The organism is Micromonospora yangpuensis, from assembly GCF_900091615.1.
In the GTDB taxonomy this organism is placed as follows: Bacteria; Actinomycetota; Actinomycetes; order Mycobacteriales; family Micromonosporaceae; genus Micromonospora; species Micromonospora yangpuensis.
Genome location: NZ_FMIA01000002.1, coordinates 3,198,984 through 3,217,096, shown reverse-complemented (window position 1 = coordinate 3,217,096; position 18,113 = coordinate 3,198,984). Strand labels below are relative to the sequence as shown.

Genomic DNA, 18,113 nt, shown 5'->3' with positions numbered 1-18,113 from the left:
CCCACCGCGGCGTTCTTCTGTCGGTAGTTGCGCAGTGGACCTTGCGCCCGGACCCACCGGCACCGGAGGGTGGGCAGTGGCTGGCTGCCGCCCTCTTCGAGCAGCTCAACCAGGGAGAACCCACGTTCATGCAAGGTGAGCTGCAACGCATCGTCGACGCCGTCGCCGCCCGGGTCGGCCGACCGGCCCTGATCGAGGACCGGCGGCAGCGGGTGGTCGTCTACAGCGAGCACGACGGGCCGATGGACGAGGTACGTCGGATGTCGATCCTGCGCCGGCAGACCACCCCGGAGGTGATCGCCTGGTTCCGGGACATGGGGGTGCTCACCGCCCGGGAACCGGTCCGCACCCCGGCCTACGGCGACCTCGACCTGCTGCCCCGGGTCTGTGTGCCGATCTGGCACGACGAGCTGCTGCTCGGCTTCGTCTGGTTCATCGACGTCGACGAGACGATGACCGACGCCGACATCGCCACCGCTACCAGTGCCTTCGCCGACCTGTCGCTCGCCCTGTACCGGGAGAACCTGCTGGGTGAGCTGGCCTCGCAGCGGGAGACCGAGGCCACCCGGACGTTGCTGGTGGAGAGCCGCCAGGCGCGCGAGCACGCGGCCCGGGCCCTGTTGGAGGAGGGTCGGGTGGCCGGCGACGGGCCCACCACCGCGCTGGTCGCGCAGCTGGTGGCGCGGGACGGAGCGCAGCCCGACGAGGTCGCCCGGATCGCCCTGGAGCAGGCGTTGGTGACCACCCGCCGGTGGCTGGGCGTACGGGAGTCGCTGCACCTGGTCTGGCACGACCACGGGGTGCTGCTGACCCTCGGCGGCCGGGTCGCCGGTCGGCCCGGACCCGAGGCCGCCGCCGGCCACCTGGACGAGGCCCTACGGCACGCCACCCGGGGGCTGGCCACCATCGACCGGACGGTCACCGGGATCGGGGAACACCGGCCCCGGCTGCTCGACGCGGTGCAGTCGTACCAGGAGGCCGCCCAGGCCGCCCGGGTCGCGGTGCAGCTGCCCGCGCTTGGCCGGGTGGTCTCCTGGTCCAACCTGGGCATCTACCGGGTGCTGTCCCGGTTGGACGGCCCGCAGCTGGACATCGCCGGGGTGCACCCGGGGCTGGAGCGACTGCTGCGCGACGACTCGTACCAGGTGCTGCTGGAGACCCTGGAGGCCTACCTCGACCTGGCCGGCAACGCGCACGCCACCGCCGAGCGGCTCCGACTGCACCGGACCACCCTCTACTACCGGCTGCAACGGGTCGAGCAGTTGGCCCAGACCGACCTGAAGGACGGCAACGAGCGGCTCTGCCTGCACCTGGCCATGAAGCTGGGCCGCCTCACCGGCCACTTCCGGGGCGCCGAGTGAGCCCGCCGGTGGCCGGGTCACCGACGGCGGTGACCCGGCCGGCCGCCGGTCACCGCGCCGTGCCCACGTGCTCACCGCCGTCGGGGTCGGCCACAGCCGTGGGGACGCTGCGCTCGGCCAGGTGCCGCCGCAGCGACCAGGACACCGCCGCCGCCCAGACCAGGGCGACGACCAGGTAGCAGGCGTACCGCAGCGGTGTCGGGGCGTCGATCCACTCGCTGCGCAGCAGGGTCCGGCTGTTGGTGAGGATGATGACGCCGCCGACGGCGGAGCCGAGGACCCGCGGCGGCACCATCCGCACCAGCCAGGCGGCGATCGGCGCGGCGATCATGCCACCGAGCAGCAGCGCGGCCACCCAGGTGAAGTTGATGTTCGCCGCGCCGATGCCGACCAGGAACCCCAGGCTGGCCGCGATCGCCACCAGGAACTCGCTGGTGTCGATCGAGCCGATCACCCGGCGGGGCTCCAGCCGACCGCTGGCCAGGATCGCGGGGGTGCCGATCGGCCCCCATCCGCCGCCACCGGTGGCGTCGACGAAGCCGGCCACCAGCCCCAGCGGGCCGAGGAAGCGCTTGCGCAGCGGCAGCCCGACGCGGTCGCGGGGCAGGCCGGCGACGGTGAACCGGACGAGCACGTAGAGGCCGAGGGCGAGCAGGATCAGCGACATGACCGGTGCCGCGGTCTCGGTGGAGAGTCCGGAGAGGAAGGTCGCCCCGGCGAAGGCGCCGACGGCACCCGGTACGCCGACCCGGCGGACCACCCGCCAGTCGACGTTGCCGAACCGCCAGTGCGCGGTGCCGGAGACCAGGGTGGTGCCGATCTCGGCGAGGTGGACGGTTGCCGAGGCGCTCGCGGCACCGGTGTTCAGGGCCAGCAGCAACGTCGTGGACGTCACGCCGTACGCCATCCCGAGACTGCCGTCGACCAGTTGCGCGCCGAGGCCCACCAGCGCGAGCAGAAGAATTTTACGCACAATTACCGCCGATCCGAAAGAGAATGAGTCGGGCAGTGCCGGAGCGCGGACGGCCGTCGATGGTGTAGCACCCACCGACCGACCGCTGGGTCTGAGCGGGCGGCGGGAGCACCGGTCACCTCCGGCGGTTACCGGTTTTCCCGATGTCGGGCGACAACGCCGCATACGCCATTGGGGCAGACCAGATAAAACGCTCGTTAAGTGACCTGCGCCACGCCACCTGCGACCCCTGGCCACCATCGCTGTCCACCATGGCGAGGCCCGGTGCCGGACGACACCGGGCGACGGATCCCCGCGCCGGGTCCGCCAGCGCCCACCTCGGGCACCGATGCCCGGCGGCGCGGTCAGCAAGCCCTACCACCAGGGCTTTCGACGATCGTTCAGCGATTCGCATCCCACCTTCGCGATGCCCAAGTTAATCGGTGGGCAATAGCGTCTACCCGCATGGACAGGGATCGTTGGCTCAGGCAACAACATCTGGCAAGACCTGTTCCACATGCTGGGACAAAAGTGGGTGGAATCGTCCATCGAGTCGACCTTGATCCAGTTTCTTAATTGGTCACCTCGGCGACATTCGCGGCCACCGCGCCTGTCGGCCGCACTCGAAGTCCGCAACCGTCCACACCCGGCAGCATTTTTCCTGGCCAGCCCGTCGACAATTCCCGTCGCCTAAGTAGGAAATCTGCACGGACTTAACGATGTCGGGCAGATTTAACCGGACCGTAACTGATCGCCGCTACGTTATGACTCAGCGCGACATTGACTGCCGCGAATTACGGCCCCGGTCACCGACCGTCGGTCGTCCGGCCCGGCCTGTCGCCCTCCGCGATCCCCGTGCACCAGCTGGGAGCCAAATGAGTACTGCACCGCACACGCGCGACCTGATCATGGTGGTGAACCCCGCCGGCGCACTGGAACCCAGTCCCCGCGTCCCGGCCGCCGCCTGCTCCGCCGGCGCTCTGGGGGTGCTCGACCTGGCCGACGGCCAGGACTGGGCGCTACGGGCGCTCAGTCGGGCCGCGGCCTGGTCACCCGAGCCGTTCGGGGTCCGGGTCCCCGCCGACTGTCGGGCCACCCCCGACGAGGTCGACCGGGTCGCCGGCGGCCGCGTGGACCTGGTGCTGGTCACCCCGGACGGCCCCTGGCCACTGGCCGAGATCGTCGGACGGTACCGGGTGGTGGTGGAGGTGACCGGCCGGGATGAGGCCCGCGCCGCCGCGGCGGCCGGGGCGCACGGGCTGATCGCCCGGGGCATGGAGGCCGGCGGCCGGGTCAGCGACCTCAGCACCTTCGTCCTGCTCCAGCAGCTCGCCGCCGACGACCGCCTCGACCTGCCGATCTGGGTGGCCGGCGGGATCGGGCCGCACACCGCCGGCGCCTGCCTGGTCGGCGGCGCGACCGGGATCGTCCTGGACACCCAGCTCGCCCTGCTGCCCGAGTCGGAGCTGCCGGCCGACGTGCAGGCCACGATCCGCCGGATGGACGGCTCCGAGACCGTCCTGCGCGACGGTTTCCGGGGCATCCGCCGGGGTGGCCCACACGACCCGGACTCCGAACTCCTGCCGATCGGTCAGGACGGTTGGTTGGCCGCGGTCTTCGCCGACCGCTGGGCGGACACCGGCGCCGCCGTCCGGGGGATGCGCGCGGCGCTGCTCGCCGCGCTCGACGACCCGGACGCCGGTGACCTGCTGCGCCCCGGCTCCCCGCTGGCCGAGACCCTCGGCGTCCGGGTGCCGGTCGCCCAGGGCCCGATGACCCGGGTCAGCGACGAGGCCGCCTTCGCCGAGGCGGTCGCCGACGGCGGCGCGTTGCCCTTCATCGCCCTGGCCCTCAACGGGCCGGACCAGTGCCGCCGGATCCTCACCGAGACCGTCGAGCGCCTCGGTGACCGGCCGTGGGGCGTCGGGGTCCTCGGTTTCGCCCCCGAGGAGCTACGCGCCGCGCAACTCGACGTCATCGCCGAGGTCCAGCCGGCCTGCGTGATCATCGCCGGCGGTCGGCCGCCCCAGGCCCGCGCCCTGGAAGACCGGGGGATCAGCACCTTCCTGCACGTACCCTCCCCCGGCCTGCTCCGGCAGTTCCTGCGCGCCGGGGCCCGCAAGTTCATCTTCGAGGGAGCCGAGTGCGGCGGACACGTCGGCCCCCGCGCCAGCTTCCCGCTGTGGGAGGCCCAACTGCTGGTGCTCGACGAGTTCCTGGCCGCCGAGCCGGCAGCCGCCGGGCAGTTGCAGGTCTTCTTCGCCGGTGGCGTCCACGATGCCCGGTCGGCGGCGATGGTCGCCACGATGGCCGCACCGCTGGCCGGCCGGGGTGCCCGGATCGGTGTGCTGATGGGCACCGCCTACCTGTTCACCGCCGAGGCGGTGACGCACGGCGCGGTCCAGCCGCTGTTCCAACGCGAGGCGCTCGCCGCCGAGGCCACCGCGCTGCTGGAGACCGCCCCCGGGCACGCCACCCGGTGCCTGCACACCCCGTTCGTCGACGACTTCCACCAGTTGCGTACCCGGCTGGAGGGCGCGGGGGTGGAGAACCGCCAGGTCTGGGAGAACCTGGAGCTGCTCAACGTGGGCCGGCTCCGCATCGCCAGCAAGGGCCTGCGCCGCTCCGGCGAGGTCGTCGAGTCGGTCGACGAGCAGGTCCAGGCCGCCGAGGGGCTCTTCATGGCCGGTCAGGTGGCGGTGCTGCGCGACGCCGCCACCACCGTCGCCGACCTGCACGACGCGGTGACCACCGAGGTCCGCGCGCACCACGCCGGCCGGCTGGAGACGCTGCGCGAGCGGCTGGCCCCGCCGGCGGTCCAGGTCGAGGACCCGGTCGCCCCGCTGGACATCGCCATCGTCGGGATGTCCTGCATGCTGCCCGGCTCCCCCGACCTGGACAGCTTCTGGCGTACGGTGCTCAGCGGCGTCGACGCGGTGGGCGAGGTGCCGGCCCAGCGGTGGGACACCGACCTGTACTACGCCCCCGAGGTCGGCCCGGGGCAGACCGGCCGGATCAGCGTCTCCAAGTGGGGCGGCTTCATCGACCCGGTGCCCTTCGACGCGATCCGCTACGGCATCCCACCGGCCGCGCTGAGCAGCATCGACCCGACCCAGCTACTCGCCCTGGAGGTCTCCGACCGGGCCCTGCGCGACGCCGGTTACCCGGCCGACGCCGCCGGGGTGGACCACGGCCGTACCGGGGTGGTCTTCGGCGCCGAGGCCGGCAGCGACATGGGGCACGCCCAGACCCTGCGCACCATGCTGCCGGCGTACCTCGGTGAGGTGCCCGAGGAGATGGCCGACCTGCTGCCCACCGTCACCGAGGACAGCTTCCCCGGCGTCCTGGCCAACGTGATCGCCGGGCGGGTCGCCAACCGGCTCGACCTGGGTGGACCCAACTACACGATCGACGCCGCCTGCGCCTCGTCGCTGGCCGCCCTGGACGCCGCCTGCAAGGAGCTGGTCAGCGGCGACAGCGACCTGATGATCTGCGGCGGCGCGGACCTGCACAACGGCATCAACGACTACCTGATGTTCACCTCGGCGCACGCGCTCTCCCCGACCGGCCGGTCCCGGCCCTTCGACAGCACCGGCGACGGCATCGCCCTCGGCGAGGGGGTGGCCTGCGTGGTGCTCAAACGGCTCGCCGACGCCGAACGCGACGGTGACCGGATCTACGCGGTGGTCAAGGGCCTCGGCGGGGCCAGCGACGGCCGTGCCCTCGGACTGACCGCGCCCCGCCCCGACGGGCAGCGCCGGGCCCTGGACCGGGCGTACCGGCGCAGCGGGGTCTCCCCCCGGGAGGTCGGCCTGGTGGAGGCGCACGGCACCGGCACGGTGGTCGGCGACCGTACCGAACTGGAGACGCTGACCCGGCTGTTCGTCGAGGCCGGCGCCGAACCGAGCGGATGCGCGCTGGGCTCGGTCAAGTCCCAGATCGGGCACACCAAGTGCGCCGCCGGGCTGGCCGGGGTGATCAAGGCGACCCTCGCGCTGTACCACGGCGTCCGGCCACCCACCCTGCACCTGCAACGGCCCAACCCGGCCTGGCACTCGCAGCGCAGCCCGTTCGCCTTCTACACCGAGGCCCGCCCCTGGCCCGCCCCGGCGGCGGAGCGGATCGCCGGGGTGAGCGCGTTCGGCTTCGGCGGCACCAACTTCCACGTGGTGCTCGGCGCGTACGCCGCCGCGCCGGAGCCCCGCCACGCCCGGCGGATCTGGCCGGCCGAGCTGTTCTGCTTCCGCGGCGCCGACCAGGACGCGGCCCACCAGTCGGTCCGGCACCTGCTGGAGAGCCTGCCCGCCGACGACGACCGGGACCGGCCCGGAGGCCTCGCCGAGCTGGCCGCGGCGACCAGCGCCCGGTCCGTCGGCCGACCCGGGCCCACCCGGGTCGCCGTGGTCGCCCGCGACCTGACCGAGCTGGCGACGCTGTTGCGCCGCGCCCTCGCCGGCGAACACGACCCGGCCAGCGGCCTGGTGCAGCCGGCGGCACCGGCCGAGCCGGGTGCGGTCGCCTTCCTCTTCCCCGGGCAGGGCAGCCAGCGCACCGGTGCCCTGGCGGAGCTCTTCGTCGCCTTCCCGGAGCTGCGGCACTACCTCGAACTCGACAGGCCCGCCGCCGAGCTGCTCTTCCCGCCCGCCGCCTTCGACTCCGACGCCCGCCGCGAGCAGAACGACCGGGTACGCGACACCCGCGTCGCCCAGCCCGTGCTGGGCATCGGCGGGCTCGCCGTCGACCACCTGCTGCGCCGCCTCGGGGTCCGGCCCGACATGACCGCCGGGCACAGCTACGGCGAGCTGGTCGGGCTCTGTGTCGCCGGCGCCTTCGACGCGGCCACCCTGTTGCGGCTGAGCCGGCAGCGGGCGGCGGCCATCCTCGAGGCCAGCGGCGCGGACCCGGGCACCATGGCGGCGGTCAACGCCACCGTCGACCAGGTGACCCAGACCCTCGCCGCCGCCGGACTGACCAGCGAGGTCGTGCTGGCCAACCGCAACGCCCCGAAACAGCAGGTGGTTTCCGGCCCGACCGCCAAGGTGCAGGCGGCGGTGGTCGCGTTCAAGGAGGCCGGGCTGTCGGCCAAGGCCATCCCGGTGGCGTGTGCCTTCCACAGCCCGGTGGTCGCCGGCGCGGTGGAGACCTTCGCCGAGGTGCTGGCCACCGACCGGATCGCCGCGCCAGGCATCCCGGTCTGGTCCAACCTGACCGCCGCACCGTACTCCGGTGACGCCGACGGGGTGCGGCACCACCTCGCCGAGCAGATCGGCGCGCCGGTGCGCTTCGTCGAACAGGTCGAGGCGATGTACGCCGCCGGTGCCCGCCTCTTCGTCGAGGTCGGCCCCGGTCAGGTGCTCACCCGGCTGGTGCAGGCGGTGCTCGGTGACCGCCCGCACCGGGTGATCGCCACCGACCGCGGTCCGGCCGAGGGGCTGCGCGGCTTCCTGATCTCGGTCGGGGAGATCGCCTGCGCCGGCGCGCCGGTCCGCCCCGACTGGCTCTTCCACGGCCGGGTCACCCCGGACCCGGCCGGTACGGCACCGGCCCGTCGTCCGGTCTGGACGGTCGACGGGCAGCTCGTCCGGGACCAGCACGGCAACTGTCTTCCCGGTGGCATGACCCCTCCCCGACGGATCAAGGAGCTGTCGATGACCCCAACGAACGGCGCGCCAACCGGTACCGATCCGGGCGTCGGTGCCCGGGACGTGCGGGGCGAACTGCTCAGCGAGTACCTGCGCACCACCCGCGACCTGATCGCCACCCAACGCGACGTACTGCTCGCCTTCCTGACCGACGGATCGGGCGGCGGCGGGCGGCTGGTCTGGCAGCCCACCGAGGCGTACCGCACCGACGGGTACGCGGCCCTGCCACCGGCGGCGACGTCCGGGCCGGCCGGCGGGCACCCCGCCCCGGCAGCGGCGACGACGGTGACCGGCAACGGCGGCCCGGTCGGTGGCGTGGCGCTGGCCGGCAACGGCAGTGCCGCATTGGTCGGCAACGGCAGCGCCACGCTGGCCGGCAACGGCAGTGCCGGGTTGGTGAGTGACGGCGGTGCGGCGCTGGTCACCAACGGTGCTGCGACGTTGGTGGCGACCGTCGCGCCCGCCGAGGTGCCGGCGCTCGTGCCGGTCTCGCCCGCGGTGGGCACCGTCGCCCCGGTGACCGGCCCGAGCCTGGCCGACTTCCAGCACGCGATCCTGACCGTGATCAGCGAACGCACCGGCTACCCCGTCGACCTCATCGAGGAGGACCTCGACCTCGAAGCCGACCTCAGCATCGACAGCATCAAACGCGCCGAAGTCGCCGGCGAGGTCGCCCACCGCCTCCAGCTCACCGTCGAAGGCGACGAATCCGAACTCGAAGACCTCGTCAAGGCCCGCACCGTACGCGCCATGGTCAGCTGGCTCAACGACAGGATGAGCGGGACCATCGAGGTGTCGGTCTCCACCACCGGACCGGTAGCCGTCGCGCCGGTGGCGCTCACCGCCGCACCCGCCGGCACGGCCGGGCCGGCCCTGGCCGACTTCCAGCACGCCATCCTGACCGTGATCAGCGAACGCACCGGCTACCCCGTCGACCTCATCGAAGCCGACCTCGACCTCGAAGCCGACCTCAGCATCGACAGCATCAAACGCGCCGAAGTCGCCGGCGAGGTCGCCCACCGCCTCCAGCTCACCGTCGAAGGCGACGAATCCGAACTCGAAGACCTCGTCAAGGCCCGCACCGTACGCGCCATGGTCAGCTGGCTCAACGACAAGATGAACGGCACCGTCACCGCGACGGCCACCCTCACCGCGACCAGCACCCTGACCGCCCCGGCACCGGCCCTCGAGGCGGGCGTCGCCCCGACGGAGGACGCGGCTGCGGGTCCTGCCCCGGCCGTGACCGAGGGGGTGGGTCCCGCCCCGGCCGTGACCGAAGGGGTGGGTCCTGCCCCGGCGGGGGTGGGTGTCGCGCCGAAACGGCTGGTCGCCCAGGAGAGCGTCCGGGTCGAGGCGCTGGCCGACCCGGCCGACGTGCTGGCCGGTACCCGGTTCCTGATCACCGGCGGCGGCCCGATCGGGGCGTACCTGTCGGAGCTGCTCGGTGAGCACGGCGCCGCCGGACAGCTCGGGGTGCTCGACACCGCGCAGGCCGATGCCGGCTTCGACGGCGTCCTGGTCCTCGACGGGCTCACCAACCTCGACGAGCCGCTGCTGCCGGACGTCTTCCCGCTGCTGCAGCGGGCACTCGCGGCCGGTCCACGCTGGCTGCTGGCCGCCGGGGCCCGCGGTGCCACCGGCGCCGCCGACGGCATGCCCGGCCTGTTCCGCACCATCGCCCGGGAGTACCCGCAGCTAACCGCCAGGTTCGTCGAGGTGGACCCGGCGACGGCCCCGGAGGCCCTGGCCCGTCAACTGCTCGACGAGTTGCTCACCACCAGCGACGCGCCGGTGGTCGCCCACCGCGGCGACGGCCGGTACGTCGCCGACCTGGTGCCGGTGGAGCTGGGGGCGCTGGCCGCCGGTGGGGCCGGCCCGGCCGGGGACGGGGTGGCCGAGGCCGCCGCGATCGGTCTGACCTCGGACTCGGTGGTGGTGCTCTTCGGCGGGGCCCGGGGCATCACCCCGTGGTTCGCCCGAGCGCTGGCCTCGGCCAGCCGGTGCCGGATCGAGCTGATCGGCCGTACCCCGCTGGCCGAGGACCCGGCCGACGCGGGCGCGGTCTCGGCAGCGGAGAAGGCCGCTCTGGACGCCGCCGGTGACAAGGCCGCCCTGGTCACCGCCCTGGCCCGGCAGGGCCTACGGTCGCCGGCCGAGATCGACCGGCGGGCACAGCGGATCCTGGCCGCCCGGGAGGTGGCCGCGACCATCGCCGAGCTGACCGAACTCGGCGCCGAGGTGCGCTACCACGCCCTGGACGTCCGGGACGCGACGGCCACCCGGGCGCTGCTGGCCGGCATCCACGCCGAACACGGCCGGATCGACGGGGTGGTCTACGCCGCCGGGATCATCGAGGACAAGCTCATCGCCGAGAAGGATCCGGCCTCGTTCACCCGGGTCTTCGACACCAAGGTCGACGGGGCGCGGGCGGTGCTGGCCGCGCTCGACGAGTTGTCCGGCACGCCGCGTTTCGTGGTCTTCTTCGGCAGCATCGCCGCGGCCTACGGCAACCGGGGACAGGCCGACTACGCCGCGGCCAACGACGCCCTCGACACGATCGGTGGCCGGTACGCCGCTGGGACCGGGGTGCGCTGCCTGACCGTGCACTGGGGCCCGTGGGCCCCCGGGGCCGGCCACGGCGGCATGGTCACCGCCGAGTTGAGCCGGGAGTACGCCCGACGCGGCATCGGCCTGATCGACCCGGAGGAGGGTGCTCTCGCCCTGCTGCGCGAGCTGGCCTGGGCCGACGCGGCGGTCACCTCGGTCGTCTACACCGCCTCCGGCTGGTGAGCCCGCCGATGTCCCGCACCGCACCTGAGCAGACCGTCCGCCGGAGGCACCGATGAGCAACGGCACCACCGAGCCGAGCAACGGCACCGACTTGAGCAGCAGCACCGACCCGATCGCCATCGTCGGGATGGCCGCCCTGATGCCCTCCGCCGGTGACCTGGAGAGCTACTGGCGCAACCTGGTCGACGGGGTGGACGCGATCACCGAGGTCCCGCCGCACCGGTGGGACGAGGAGTTCTACGACCCGGAGCAGGCGCACCGGGCGGACCGGATGTACTGCCGGCGCGGTGGGTTCGTCGACGAGCACGCCACCTTCGAGCCGCTGCGGTTCGGCGTGATGCCCGCCTCGGTGGCCGAGATCGAGCCGGACCAGCTGATCACCCTGGAGGTCGCCGCGCAGGCGATCGAGGACGCCGGTGGGCCGGACCGGCTGCCCGAGGGCGAACGGGTCGGGGTGATCCTCGGCCGGGGTGGCATCCTCAGCCCCGCCCAGGCCCGGTACGCCCAGCGGGTACGGATGTCCAGTCAGGTCATCAGCATCGTGCGGGAGCTGGTGCCGGACGTCGACCCGGCCCGGCTGGAGCTGCTGCGTAAGAAGTTCGACGAGCGGCTCGGCCCGTACCAGCCGGAGGGGACGATCGGCCTGGTGCCGAACCTGGCCGCCAGCCGGGTGGCCAACCGGCTCAACCTGCGCGGCCCGGCGTACACCATCGACGCGGCCTGCGCCTCGTCGTTGATCGCGGTGGACCAGGGCATCACCGAACTGCGCAACGGCCGGCTGGACGCGGTGCTCGCCGGTGGCGTGCACCACGTGCACGACATCAGCTTCTGGTCGGTGTTCAACCAGCTCCGGGCGATGTCCCGGCAGGGTGAGATCCGGCCGTTCGACGCCGCCGCCGACGGGCTGCTGATCGGCGAGGGCACCGGGGTGGTGGTGCTGAAGCGCTACGCCGACGCCCAGCGCGACGGCGACCGGGTGTACGCCGTCATCCGCGGCAGCGGGGTGTCCAGCGACGGCCGTTCGGCGAGCATGTTCAACCCGGCGGTCTCCGGTCAGGTGCTGGCGATCCGGCGGGCCTGGGAGTCGGCCGGGCTGGACCCGACGGCACCCGACGCGTTGGGGCTGCTGGAGGCGCACGGCACCGGCACCCCGACCGGTGACGCCGCCGAGCTGACCTCGGTGGCCGAGGTCTTCGGGCCGTACACCGGTGGGACCCGGCCGGTGATCGGCTCGGTCAAGTCGATGATCGGGCACACCATGCCGGCGGCCGGTATCGCCGGTCTGATCAAGGCCGCGCTCGCGGTGCACCGGGGGGTCCTGCCGCCCACCCTGCACTGCGAGTCGCCCCGGGCCGAGATGGCGGCGACCCGCTTCGCGCCGATCGCCACCGCCCGGCCGTGGGAGGGCGACGGGCCCCGCCGGGCCGGGATCAACGCCTTCGGCTTCGGTGGGATCAACGCCCACCTGATCATCGAGCAGGACCCCCGCTCGGTGGGTGCGCCGCAGGTGGCGGCGACCGCGCCGGCCGCCGGGGCGGTCACCGTGGACGAACCGGACCAGGTGCTCTGGCTGGCCGCGCCGGATCCGGCCGGCCTCGCCGGGCTGCTGGCCCGCGACGACCACGAGGTACGCCGACTCGGCGCGGAGGTGGCCGCCCGCTCCGGTCGGGACACGTCGGGGCGGGCCCGGCTGGGCATCGTGAACCCGACGGAGAAGCTGCTGGCGGTGGCCCGCAAGACGGTCGCCCGGGGGCAGGCGTGGCGGGGCGGGCGGGACATCTGGTTCTCCCCCCGGCCGCTGCTCGCCGACGGCGCGGGCAAACTCGCCTTCGTCTTCCCCGGACTGGAGGCGGAGTTCACCCCGCGCACCGCCGACCTGGCCGCCCACTTCGGGTTGCCCGACCGGCAGTGGTCCGCCGCCGACCTGGGCCGGCACGGTGCCGGCCTGATCGAGGTGGGCAAGCTGCTGCACGAGGCGCTGACCCGCATCGACGTCCGGCCCGACGCCGTCGCCGGGCACAGCATCGGTGAGTGGACCGCCGCCGCGGTCAGCGGCCAGGTGAGCACCGCCGCGATGGACGAGTTCCTGGAGCTGTTCAACGCCGACTCGGTGGAGGTCTCCGGGTACGTCTTCGCCGCCGTCGGCGCGGGCGCGGACCAGGTCACGCCGTTGCTCGCCGACTTTCCCGGCGTGGTGCTCTCCCACGACAACGCCCCGGCGCAGTCGGTGGTCAACGGCCCGGAGCCGCAGGTGGAGCGCCTGGTCGAGGTGCTGCGGGGGCGCAACGTGCTGTGCCAGAAGCTGCCCTTCCGGTCGGCGTTCCACACCCCGGCCTTCGCCGAGGGGCTGACCTCGATCGGCGCGGCGTTGGGCCGGTGGCAGGTGCACCCGACCCGGATGCCGGTGTGGTCGGCGACCCTGCGGGCACCGTTCCCGACCGACGAGGACGAGGTCAACCGGGTCTTCGTCCGGCACATGATGGAACCGGTCTGGTTCCGGCAGACCGTCGAGGCGATGTACGACGCCGGCTTCCGGGTCTTCCTCCAGGTGGGCGCGGGACAGCTCGCCTCCCTGGTCGGCGACAACCTGCGGGGCCGGGACCACCTGGCGATGCCGGTGAACACGGCGCTGCGCGGCGGGCTGAACCAGCTCCGTCGGGTCGCCACCGCCCTCTGGGTCGAGGGTGCCGCCCCCGACCTCGGGGCCCTGGACCCGCCCCGGCAGGCTTCGCACGCGGCCCCGGCGGTGGGGTCCGGGGCGACCGGTGACGGCCGTGCGCCGGCCACGAAGACCGGCGCGACCACCCGGCGCGGACCCCGGATGCGGCTCGACCTCGGTGGCCCGCTGGTGCGGCTCGGCCCGGAGGCGGCCGGCCTGCTCGGCCTGACCACCGCCGCCACCAGGGACCCGGACCCGGGCGTCGGCACACCGGCGGCACCGGCCGTCGGGTCCGGCCCGCGCCGGGCACCGGGCGCGGCGGCGGACCGACAGGTGTCGGGTGCCACCGCGGCGGGCCGCGCCACGCCCGGTGCCACCACGGCAGACCGATCGGCACCCGGTGCCACCACGGCGGTGCCGGCGGCAGCCGGCGGGACCGGGACACCGGGGCGTGCGGCGCCGGCCGGTGATCCGGCCGCCGCCCTGAACGCGTTGCACCAGCTCGCCGGGGAGTCCAGCGCCGCCGCCGAACTCGCGGCGCTGCTGCGCGACACCGCGCAGGGCGCGGTCGACGTGCTCGCCGCCGCCAACGGCAACCCGGGCACCACCCGCCCGGCACCACGCCCGGCCGGCCCCGTACCGGCGTCCCGCCGGGCGACACCACCCGGCCCCGCACCGGCGTCCCGCCGGGCGACACCACCCGGCCCCGCACACCAGGCCCGCCCCGCCCAGGCCGGCTCCGCACCGCCAGCGGCACCGGCACCGGCCCGCAGCGCGCCACCGCCGGCCTCGGCGCGGCCGGTGGCACCGGCCCGGGCGGGCGCGGGCCCGGTCCGGCCCGCCACGGCCGGACCGGAGGTCGGCCGGCTCACCCTGCGGGTCTCCCTGCAGACCATGCCGTACCTGCTGGACCACTGTTTCTTCGTGCAACCCGACGACTGGCCGGACCCGGAGGACCGGTGGCCGGTGGTGCCGGCGACCGCCCTGGTCGCGCACATGATGGACGCGGTGGAGCAGGTGGTGCCCGGCGCCCGGGTGGTGGCGGTGCACGACGCCAAGTTCAACCGGTGGCTGATCGCCGAGCCGGCGACCGACGTCGAGATCGTGGTACGGGAGGCCGGCGCGAACCGGTACACGGTCACCTTCGCCGGGTACGCCCGGGCCACCATCGAGGTAGGCGCGGCGTACCCGGCCCCGCCGGCGGTCTGGACGCACGACCCGGCCACCGAGCGCCCGCCGACGCTCGGCGCCGCCGAGATGTACGCCGAGCGGCTGATGTTCCACGGCCCGCAGTTCCAGGGCGTGACCGAGGTGCACGCGCTCGGCGACCGGCACGTGCGCGGCGTGGTCACCGCACCGGTACCGCCCGGCGCCCTGCTGGACAACGCGCTGCAGCTGATCGGCAACTGGTTGATCACCACCCAGCCGTTCCGGACGGTGGCGCTGCCGGTGGGGCTCGGCCACGTGCGGTTCTTCGGCCCGCCCCCACCGGCCGGCCGGGCCTTCGAGTGCGTGGCCCGGGTCCGGTCCATCGACGACGGCACGCTCGTGGCCGACACCCAGCTCAGCTTCGCCGGCCGGGTCTGGGCGCAGATCGACGGCGCGGTCGACCGCCGTTTCGACAGCCACCCGCAGGCCCGGGTCGCCGAGCGCTTCCCCGAGCGGTACCCGATGTCGCACCTGCAGCCGCAGGGCTGGACGATGGCCTTCGACTGCTGGACCGACCTGGTCACCCAGGGCATGGCGGCCCGGGGCATCCTCGGCGGCGCCGGTTACGCCGAGTACGAGCGGCAGCCGGCCAAGGCCCGTAAGCAGTGGCTGCTCGGCCGGATCGCGGCCAAGGACGCGGTCCGGTCCCGGTTGTGGGAGGACGGCCACACCGACATCTATCCGATCGAGCTGACCGTCGGCAACGACCCGGACGGCCGGCCGTGGGTGCGCGGTCGACCCGGCCGGGGCCTGGGCGACTGCGACGTCTCGATCGCGCACTGCGCGGAGGTGGGGGTGGCGATCGCCCGGTTGCGGACCTCCGACGCGGCCGGCGGCGCACCCGGCGTCGGCATCGACGTCGCCGAGATCACCGAGCATCCGGACAGCACGTACCCGTTCGCGCTCACCGGCGCGGAGGCGGCGTTGCTGGCCACCCTCGCCGATGCCGACACCGAGGCGCGACAGCGCTGGTTCACCCGGTTCTGGGCGGCGAAGGAGGCCGTCGGCAAGGCCGAGGGCACCGGCCTGGACGGTCGGCCACGCCGGTTCGAGGTACGCGCGGCCACCGAGGCCGCCCTGGCCGTCGAGGTCGACGGCCGGACGTACCAGGTAGGGCACCGGGAGGTCGCCAACCCGCCGGAGCTGCCGGCCCGGCGCTACGTGGTGGCCTGGACCTGGGGCCCGGAGCCGGACCCCGCCACACCGCCCGGGGTGGCCCGGGCATGACCGGTCCGCCGTGTGTCACCGGCCGCGCCAGCGGCACTCCAGGTCAGTCCACCGGATCAGCAGAAGGAGCGTCCACCATGCCCGCGGCCCAGGCCACCATCCTCGCCGACCTCACCGAGATGATCAACGCCGTCCTCGGCGACTTCGCCACCGACCAGGCGGTCACGATGGACACCACCTTCCGCGACGACCTGGGCATGGAGAGCATCGACGTCGTCTCGCTCGCCGGCCGGTTGCAGACCCGCTACGGCGACCGGGTCAACTTCGCCCACTTCGTGGCCAAGCTGGACCTGGAGACCGTGGGCGAGCTGCGGGTCGGCCAGCTCGTCGAGCACATCGCCGGCTCACTGGCCGAGGCCGAGGCCAACGGGACCGGCGACGAGGTCGGGGCGGGCAGCCGGTGACCATGGTCGCGGCGAACGGGATCACGCTGCACGTGCAGCGGCTGGATCCCGTCGATGGGCCCGACGCCGACCGGGCCGGGCCGAGGCCGACCGTGGTGCTGATCCACGGAATGGCCTCGGACACCATGGCCAGCTGGTACTTCACCATGGCCGAGCCCCTGGTCCGGGCCGGTTTCCCGACCGTGCTGTACGACCTGCGCGGGCACGGCCGCAGCACCCGCCCGGCCACCGGCTACACCCTGGACGACCTGGTGGACGACCTGGCGGCGCTGCTGGCCGAGCTGGCGGTCACCGGCCCGCTGCTGCTCTTCGGCAACTCCTTCGGCGGCACCATCGCCTTCGCCTACGCCGCCCGCCACCGGGAGCGGGTCGTCGGCATCGTCGCCGTGGAGTCCGCCCCGCCGATCCCTGAGTGGATGCGTCGGGTGGCGGTACGGTTCGACCGGGTGGCCACCCGGCTGGCACAGGAGCCGGCGCTGGCCGAGATCGGTGCCCGCCGCGGTCCCATCGCCGCCCGGCGGGCCGCCGACACCGGCCGGATGCTGGCCGACACCAGCCTCGCCCGGGAGCTGCCGGCGAGCCGGCTGCCCAGCACCGGCGCGCTGGCCGCGATCGACTGTCCGGTGCTCTGCCTGTACGGCGGCCGCTCCGCGGTGGGCGAGTTGGCCGACCCGGTCCGGGAGCTGCTGCCGCAGACCCGGGTCGTGGTGCTACCCGACGAGAAGCACTCGGTCCTGATCGACGTGCCGCAGACGGTCCGCCGGCACGTCTTCGACTGGCTGACCGAGCAGTGCGGACTCGTCACCACCACCCCCGCCACCCCATGACAGCGCGACACCCAGGAGGTCCCTCGATGGGCAACCCGAACATCGGTCGGTCGATCATCATCAGCAACGGTCGCTGCGGGTCGACGCTGCTCTCCGACCTTCTCGCCGAGGACACCGAGACCCTCTCGGCCCAGGAGTTCTTCATGTCGGTGACGCCCTGGGCGCGCAGCGCCGAGCTGCTCACCGGCGCCGCGTACTGGTCGCTGCTGGCCAGCCCGAAGGCGGAGCTGGCCACCCTGTTCCGGATCGGGTTGCCGCCCAAGGAGGTCCGGTACCCGGCCACCGGCCGGTGGGCGGGGCGGATGACGGAGCTGCCCCGGATCATGGCGATCACCCTGTCGAAGCTCACCGCCGACCCGGACGCGCTCTTCGACCAGCTCGCCGAGCGGGTGCCCGACTTCCCCACCCAGTCGGTGGCCCGGCACCACAGCGACTTCCTCGACCTGCTCACCACCCTGACCGGGCGGCGGCACTGGGTGGAACGCTCCGGCGGCTCCAGCCACCTGGCCCCGCACCTGCTGAAGAGCTACCCCGGCTACCGGATCGTCTACCTGACCCGCAACTGGGCGGACACCGCGAAGTCGATGAGCCGGCACTCGTCGTTCCAGCTGATCCAGCTGCGGGTGGAGTTCCTCGGCCGCTGCGGCCTGGACCCGTTCTCGATGCCTGCCGACCAGACGGTGCCGGCGGACCTGGAGGCGTACCTGCCGGACCGGCTGACCGCCGAGGCGTTGCGCGAACGGGGTGCGGACCTGCGCCGCTACCTCGGGCTCTGCGCCTTCATGTCCAGCCAGGCCGAGCAGGCGCTGGCCGACGTGCCACCGGAGCACCTGCTGCGGATGAGCTACGAGGACCTGGTCGCCGATCCGGTCGGCGAGCTGACCCGGCTCGGGGCGTACCTGGAACTCGGCGAGCCGACCCGGTGGGCGCAGCGGGTCGCCGGGCGGGTCGTCGCCCCGGCCGACCGCGCGCAGCCCGTCACCGTCTGACCCGCCCGCGTCGTGTGACCCGCCAGCCGGTGTGCCGGGACTCCGGACCACCG

Annotated in this window: 7 protein-coding genes; 6 read left to right on the top strand and 1 reads right to left on the bottom strand. The window is 74.0% G+C overall.

Going from position 1 to position 18,113, the window contains the following annotated elements:
* Positions 1–41: 41 nt before the first annotated feature.
* The gene (locus tag GA0070617_RS14620; RefSeq protein WP_091437755.1) at positions 42–1,361 is read left to right on the top strand and encodes a PucR family transcriptional regulator; all 1,320 of its coding nucleotides are present in this window, start codon (positions 42–44) and stop codon (positions 1,359–1,361) included.
* Positions 1,362–1,410: 49 nt separating this feature from the next.
* Here the strand turns inward: GA0070617_RS14620 and GA0070617_RS14615 are convergent, their stop codons facing one another.
* Positions 1,411–2,334: a sulfite exporter TauE/SafE family protein gene (locus GA0070617_RS14615; protein ID WP_091437753.1), complete on the bottom strand. Its 924-nt coding sequence runs from the start codon at positions 2,332–2,334 to the stop codon at positions 1,411–1,413.
* 854 nt (positions 2,335–3,188) lie between these two features.
* Here GA0070617_RS14615 and GA0070617_RS14610 point away from each other — a divergent pair.
* The 5 genes from GA0070617_RS14610 to GA0070617_RS14585 all read left to right on the top strand — a co-directional run bounded on the left by GA0070617_RS14610 (position 3,189) and on the right by GA0070617_RS14585 (position 18,060).
* Entirely contained in the window at positions 3,189–10,745 is a 7,557-nt protein-coding gene (locus GA0070617_RS14610) for a type I polyketide synthase (RefSeq protein WP_229688368.1), read from the top strand.
* A 52-nt stretch (positions 10,746–10,797) separates the two neighbouring features.
* Entirely contained in the window at positions 10,798–15,840 is a 5,043-nt protein-coding gene (locus GA0070617_RS32035) for a type I polyketide synthase (protein WP_091437750.1), read from the top strand.
* 77 nt (positions 15,841–15,917) lie between these two features.
* Complete coding sequence (locus GA0070617_RS14595) at positions 15,918–16,244, top strand: acyl carrier protein (protein ID WP_091437747.1); 327 nt, start codon at positions 15,918–15,920, stop codon at positions 16,242–16,244.
* 2 nt (positions 16,245–16,246) lie between these two features.
* Positions 16,247–17,071: an alpha/beta fold hydrolase gene (locus GA0070617_RS14590; RefSeq protein ID WP_229688384.1), complete on the top strand. Its 825-nt coding sequence runs from the start codon at positions 16,247–16,249 to the stop codon at positions 17,069–17,071.
* Between the two features lie 26 nt (positions 17,072–17,097).
* On the top strand, positions 17,098–18,060 hold the full coding sequence (locus GA0070617_RS14585) for a sulfotransferase domain-containing protein (protein WP_091437742.1): 963 nt from the start codon (positions 17,098–17,100) through the stop codon (positions 18,058–18,060).
* Positions 18,061–18,113 lie beyond the last annotated feature (53 nt).

Bases quoted from the DNA above. Each gene is read 5' to 3' on its own strand.
- GA0070617_RS14585 (WP_091437742.1), top strand. From the start codon at position 17,098: ATGGGCAACCCGAACATCGGTCGGTCGATCATCATCAGCAACGGTCGC.
- GA0070617_RS32035 (WP_091437750.1), top strand. From the start codon at position 10,798: ATGAGCAACGGCACCACCGAGCCGAGCAACGGCACCGACTTGAGCAGC.
- GA0070617_RS14590 (WP_229688384.1), top strand. From the start codon at position 16,247: ATGGTCGCGGCGAACGGGATCACGCTGCACGTGCAGCGGCTGGATCCC.
- GA0070617_RS14610 (WP_229688368.1), top strand. From the start codon at position 3,189: ATGAGTACTGCACCGCACACGCGCGACCTGATCATGGTGGTGAACCCC.
- GA0070617_RS14595 (WP_091437747.1), top strand. From the start codon at position 15,918: ATGCCCGCGGCCCAGGCCACCATCCTCGCCGACCTCACCGAGATGATC.